This is a genomic window from Xylophilus sp. (assembly GCA_009914555.1).
In the GTDB taxonomy this organism is placed as follows: Bacteria; Pseudomonadota; Gammaproteobacteria; order Burkholderiales; family Burkholderiaceae_C; genus WNDY01.
The window spans coordinates 1-5,253 of sequence record WNDY01000114.1 but is presented as its reverse complement, the minus strand read 5'-3'; the positions used below and the strand labels follow the sequence as shown (position 1 = coordinate 5,253).

6 protein-coding genes are annotated in these 5,253 nt (G+C 53.6%); 5 read left to right on the top strand and 1 reads right to left on the bottom strand.

Annotated features, from left to right (window positions below; all coding sequences use genetic code 11):
* From GAK38_RS23350 to GAK38_RS23330, 5 genes are all read left to right on the top strand, one after another.
* Positions 1-243, top strand: a 243-nt coding sequence (locus GAK38_RS23350) for a transposase (RefSeq protein WP_325347151.1), incomplete at its 5' end; no start/stop codon positions are given.
* The gene (locus tag GAK38_RS23345; protein ID WP_325347150.1) at positions 240-584 is read left to right on the top strand and encodes a hypothetical protein; all 345 of its coding nucleotides are present in this window, start codon (positions 240-242) and stop codon (positions 582-584) included. The genes GAK38_RS23350 and GAK38_RS23345, both read left to right, overlap by 4 nt.
* A gap of 142 nt (positions 585-726) precedes the next feature.
* Entirely contained in the window at positions 727-1,305 is a 579-nt protein-coding gene (locus GAK38_RS23340; protein ID WP_325347271.1) for an SspB family protein, read from the top strand.
* 404 nt (positions 1,306-1,709) lie between these two features.
* Positions 1,710-1,910, top strand: coding sequence for a DUF4169 family protein (locus tag GAK38_RS23335; RefSeq protein WP_007875721.1), 201 nt, complete (start codon positions 1,710-1,712; stop codon positions 1,908-1,910).
* Entirely contained in the window at positions 1,907-2,146 is a 240-nt protein-coding gene (locus GAK38_RS23330; protein WP_007875722.1) for a ribbon-helix-helix domain-containing protein, read from the top strand. Before GAK38_RS23335 ends, GAK38_RS23330 begins: the two co-directional genes overlap by 4 nt.
* Positions 2,147-2,152: 6 nt before the next feature.
* Here GAK38_RS23330 and GAK38_RS23325 read toward each other — a convergent pair.
* Positions 2,153-5,253 (bottom strand): AsmA-like C-terminal region-containing protein (locus GAK38_RS23325; protein WP_325347270.1); only part of this gene is annotated, 3,101 nt, incomplete at its 5' end.

The window sequence follows — 5,253 nt, the reverse complement described above, 5'->3', positions numbered from 1 at the left end:
GTGGCGCAGAACGTCAATGGTCGCCGCTCGGCCATTGACGGGCGCACGACGCGCCATTCCGGCTATGGGGTCAGCTTGCGCATCCGCAAGCGCATCGAGGAGGCGTTCGGTTGGATCAAGACCGTCGCGGGGCAGGACAAGACGAAGTTCCGTGGCCGCGACCGCGTCGGATGGGCCTTCACCTTCGCGGCCGCCGCCTATGATCTGGTGCGGCTGCCGAAACTGTTGGCGGTGTCGTCATGAGCGCGGCCCCGAACTGCCGCCTGATTGGCCGCTGGCGGATCGTCGAGGCCGATCTATGGGATCGGGATTATCTCGACCTGGTTGACCCCGCCACAATCACCATCGGGGCCAACGGGCATGGCGAAATCGCCTTCGGTGCGATGCAAGCGAGCCTCGATCTCGGCTACAGCACGTCCATGGTCTTCTTCAGATGGCGCGGAAGCGATGAAATGGACGAAGTATCGGGCGACGGTCATGCCGAGTTACTCGATGATGGCGCGATCGAGATCACGTTCGCATACGATAGCGGAGACGAGGCCGTGCTGAAGGCCAAACCAGAGACTTCTTCAACAGCCTGTTAGGTCTTCCTCCCCCTTCACATTCGCGCCTTGATTGCTTTTACAGTCCCACCCTCGTGGGAGTTGAGTTTTTTCACGATATAATTTTCAATTCAATTGAGAACAAACTTGACATCAACCTGCGAATCCGTGGGATAAGCAAATCATGGTGCAGGATTTGATCCGTTACGATATTTTGGCTCAGGAAGCCCTCCGCGGCGTCATTCGCAAGGTTCTTGGGGAGGTCGCGTCAACTGGCTTGCCTGGAAACCACCACTTCTTCATCACGTTCCTGACGGGAGCGCCTGGTGTGCGCATTTCATCGCGCCTCAAGGAAAAATACCCTGAGCAGATGACGATCGTGTTACAGCACCAGTTCTGGGATATGGTAGTGACAGACCAGCTTTTTGAGATCGGTCTGTCCTTCGGTGATGTCCCTGAAAAGCTCACCGTTCCGTTCTCGGCTATCCGCGGTTTTTACGATCCTTCCGTGAACTTCGAGCTGGAATTCGATGTGTCCGTCGTCCAGCCGACCAGTGACAATGACGAAGGCAGTAATATTTCTTCGATTGAGCTGATTTCTTCTGAAGAGACCCCGGCCAAAAAGCCGAAGTCAAAACCGCGCAAAACTGCTGCGGAAAAGGAAGATGCAGCCGCCAAGGAAACCGAAGCGTCAGAAGGCGATGATGCAGAATCCAAGCCATCTGCGGATGTCGTTTCGCTTGATTCTTTCCGCAAGAAGTAAGCTTAAGCCTTCCTTATGAGATCAGCGCCAGAGCAGGTTTTCCTCTCTGGCGTTTTCATTTGCGCGCTCAAAAGCGACCTTCCCATAAGCCAGATTTTTTGCCCAATTGACTTTAATCAAGGCATACGGACAATTAGGCGATAATTATACAAATATTGGCAACGATTTGGATGGTGGTTTTATGCTGCGTTTAATTGCACAGGCAGTCTTGTGGCTCAGCGGGCTTATTGCTGCGGTATTCGTTGCATAGGATGAGCCGAATTTTCCGCTCTGGCAAATGACGTTCGGCTTGCTTATGCTTGTTGTGCTGTCATTGGCCATCTGGTGGTTTACAAACCCCAGAACGCCAAGAAAATAACAGGGGCGGTTACAAGCCTAACCCACTAATCGAATAACAGGCTTTCATGAGCGATATCGTCAATCTGCGCCAGTTCAAGAAACAGAAGGCTCGCCAGTCGAAAGAACAGCAGGCCGAGCAGAACCGTATTCTTCATGGACGCACGAAAGCCGAGAAAGAATTCGCGCGAGAAGAAACGCGAAAAGCTGAAAAATTCCTCACCCTCAATCGGCTGGAGCCGAGCAAGAAACCGGATGACGGAGCATGAGTGTCTCTGCCCGGCTTCGCAAGCATTCCGTCAGCATTCGTGGACATGCCACCAGCTACACGCTGGAGGACCCTTTCTATGAAATCATAGAAGAGATAGCTCAAGAACGTGAGATGGCCGTTGCCGCTCTCATCGCGGAAATCGACAGTCAACGCGACCGAATGATAAATCTTTCATCAGCTTTGCGTCTTCATGCGCTTGAATGGCTTAAAGCCAAACTGCCAGTAACAAATTAACCTAATTTAAGGCTGAGTTTGTGGGCTGGGCTGCGTATCTGGCGAAGGCTCTAGACTCTTCAGGAAATCATTAAGCGACTGACCATTCTGGCCATTGAGAGGTGCTCCGCCGCCACTTGGCACAGGTATGGTAGCCCCATCATTTTGCATTTGCTCAGCCCTGCGTTGGGCCTCCGCCCGTGCATCGGCTTCAGCTTTTTTGCGCGCTTCCTCTTCCTGCTTCACACGCTCGCGTTCCTGTTCATCGGAAGTAAGCAAATCAAGTTGGCGACGCAGCTGCTGTTTTTCAACGATGCTTGCCTGCATCGCTTCAACGCGCTCCTGCTCACGCTCAAGCGCACGCTGTGTGAGGAATTGCACCAGCGGCTGAAGGTCAAACTGAGCCGAAGGCGCGTCATAAGTGCCGCCGATTGAATAACGCAAATTGGCAGCGCCATCAGCTTCCGCATTATCTGCGTTTTTGAAAGACAAGCTGCCAGTACCACCCAAAGCAAGCGTGGAAAGATCAAACTGCAAGTCACCAGAAAGCACCGTATCGCCAGCGCTCAAACTAAATGGCGAAAGTCGCGCGATGCCACCGGCGACGGTGAAATCAAATCTGGTCATGCCTGCAATAAACTGCCCTTGGCCAACTGCTTTATCGGCAATTGCCACAAACTGCTTCGCATCAATCTGCGTGGCACCTGTAGGCTGATCTGCCAGTGTATCAGCTGCTGTCAACATCGCAGGGAAACTAGCAGCATCAAGCCCGTTGATGGCGAAGTTTTCAACATCTGCACTTCCCGTGCCCGCAAGTGATGACACGAGCTCCGCGACACTTGTGCCGCTACCGTTCAGCGACAATGCGGCCTTCACTGTCCCGGCAAGCGGGATGCCACCATCTGGCAGATGGCAGAAGTCCTGAAATGCAGCGCCACTCCATTTGAGGTCAGAGGTCAACAGTGCAGTCTTGTCGTTATTGCGCAGCGAAACGTTACCAACCAGATAGCCACCAGCCCAATTTCCAGTCAGTTCACCAAGCGTGAGCCCATCAATGCTTTTTTGCAGCCGCGTGGAAAAATCACTGACTGTTCCAAATCCATCCATATGCGCCTGGGCTGCGGTCAGTTTCATGTCCATGAGCAACGGCAATGACGGTCGAACAGCAAAAGTGTTTTTCGGCCACACAGACCCTTTACCCGCTTTTGTCGGTTCTATCGCATCCTGCCCAAGCATGATCCCAGCAAGGCTCGCCAGCTCAATTGATGCAAGCTTTGCTTCACCCTTGATCTGCGGCAGACCACTGTCAGAAAAATTCGCCTCTATGCGTGCAGAGATGTCATCGCCGCCAAGTTTTCCTGTGAAATTTGGGAAGCGCAGCAAACCTTTTGCGAATTGAAAATCACTGGAGAGATCGGCAGAAAGCCCTTCCCCAAAACCAGGAAGTGTGTAACCGGCCGTCGCAATGAAGGGCTGCAAATCGGCCGATATCAACTGAGCCTTGCCGCTCGCAGCAATATCGCCGCCAACCAATGAGAGAATACCATCGGCGACCGCGTTACCGTCAGGCGCGGTAAGCTTGAGTTGAGTAAGCATACCAGCGCTTGGTGCACCCTGCATCGTCAGATCAGCGGTCAATTCACCAGCAAGGCCAAGTGGCAAAGATGGAACTCCCAGCAATGCCAGCACTGTCTCGCCATTCGGCGACGATGCTGTGCCATTAAGCTGCATTTGCATCGGATCACTGTCGGAGCTGCCACCACTCGTTGTTCCGGATAGATCAAGCTTCATCCCGCCCGCTTTGCCAGTCACACTGAACGAGGCTTCTCCACCTTTGGCTGGTGTCTTTGTGTTCGCTTCTTTGGTGCGCGCGCTTTTATCCTTGCCCGCATTTTTACTCGCGGCGGTTGTCGATGTGGCAACGTTGCTGGGCGGTGCAACCGCATTTGCTATGATGTTGATTTCAGTGTCTTCGAACAGGCCCGGATAGTTATCCGCGCGCGCTGAAAGCGAGCGGAAGAACGGAACCTGCGGATGGCGATGCGCAGCCAAAGTCAGAAATTGCGAAAGATCGGAAGACAACAAGGTCGCATCCAGCGAGCCAGATGGCGCAGTCGCAAAAGGCTCATAAGTTCCCGTTGCAGTGAGCGTTGTGCCCGCGACGTCATTGATCATCAAGCGATCAAAATCAAAACGGCCACCATGCACGCGTACAGCAAGATCGACGCTGCCTGCTTCCATATCCTCATACTGGACTGGGCCTGCTTTAAAGCCGATATCAAGCGCCTGTCCATCAAGCGAGGCCATGCCGTGGCCGTCCGAGAAAAAGCCAGTAAACGCCCGTAAAGCATTGCTGTCGACAGAACCACCCTGTAGGCGCAAAGTGATAGCAGGTTCAGCTGAACCTGCTATCTGACGCAAGAAACTGCCTTTGAGTGTCGTTTTGCCAAGTCCGATTTCGAGATTATCGATGCTTTGCATTCCGTCGCGCAGATCGACTTTGCCTGAAAAACCGACGCCATCGAGTTTGCGGATCGATTCATCGACTGTTTCATTGAGCCACGAAACAAGACCGGATGGCTGGCGTGAGGCCACAAGCATATCACCCGCGAACCCGAAATCGCGTCCCACTGAAAGCCTGCCCTTGGCTTCAACCTTTGTGCGACCTGGAAGGTCGGCTGCGAACTGGCGGATATTCCAGCCATTGCCATCAGGCTCGGCGCTGACGGTCACGGAACGGATTGTGGTACCACCTGCAATTACCGCAGGCAGACGCAAATCGACATTGCCAGGCATGCCAGGTATCGGCAATTGCTCCAGTATTCGCCGGGCAATCGCGACTCGATCGGCTATCGGAATGGTCTGCACTTCCGCTTGGCTCTCTTGCGTATCGACCGAACCCCAAAAAATCTGCTGGCCATCAGCGCTGATCTCAAAGCGCGGCGTATCACCGTAATCAATCAGCGCCTTGCCGTTCACAACATAGGGGTTGTCGGCAGGTCCCTGCTCCATGCGAAACTCGCTCGCATCGAAACGGCTCTTGTTTGCATCGAATTTTCCACTAACGCGAAGATCGCTGAAGAATGGCTTCTCGATTGGAGCCTTCTGGTTTTTGGCAGCAGGTGCCA

What these genes read in the sequence shown, in the direction of transcription:
- GAK38_RS23345 (WP_325347150.1), top strand. Translation starts at nt 240, where the DNA reads ATGAGCGCGGCCCCGAACTGCCGCCTGATTGGCCGCTGGCGGATCGTC.
- GAK38_RS23340 (WP_325347271.1), top strand. Translation starts at nt 727, where the DNA reads ATGGTGCAGGATTTGATCCGTTACGATATTTTGGCTCAGGAAGCCCTC.
- GAK38_RS23335 (WP_007875721.1), top strand. Translation starts at nt 1,710, where the DNA reads ATGAGCGATATCGTCAATCTGCGCCAGTTCAAGAAACAGAAGGCTCGC.
- GAK38_RS23330 (WP_007875722.1), top strand. Translation starts at nt 1,907, where the DNA reads ATGAGTGTCTCTGCCCGGCTTCGCAAGCATTCCGTCAGCATTCGTGGA.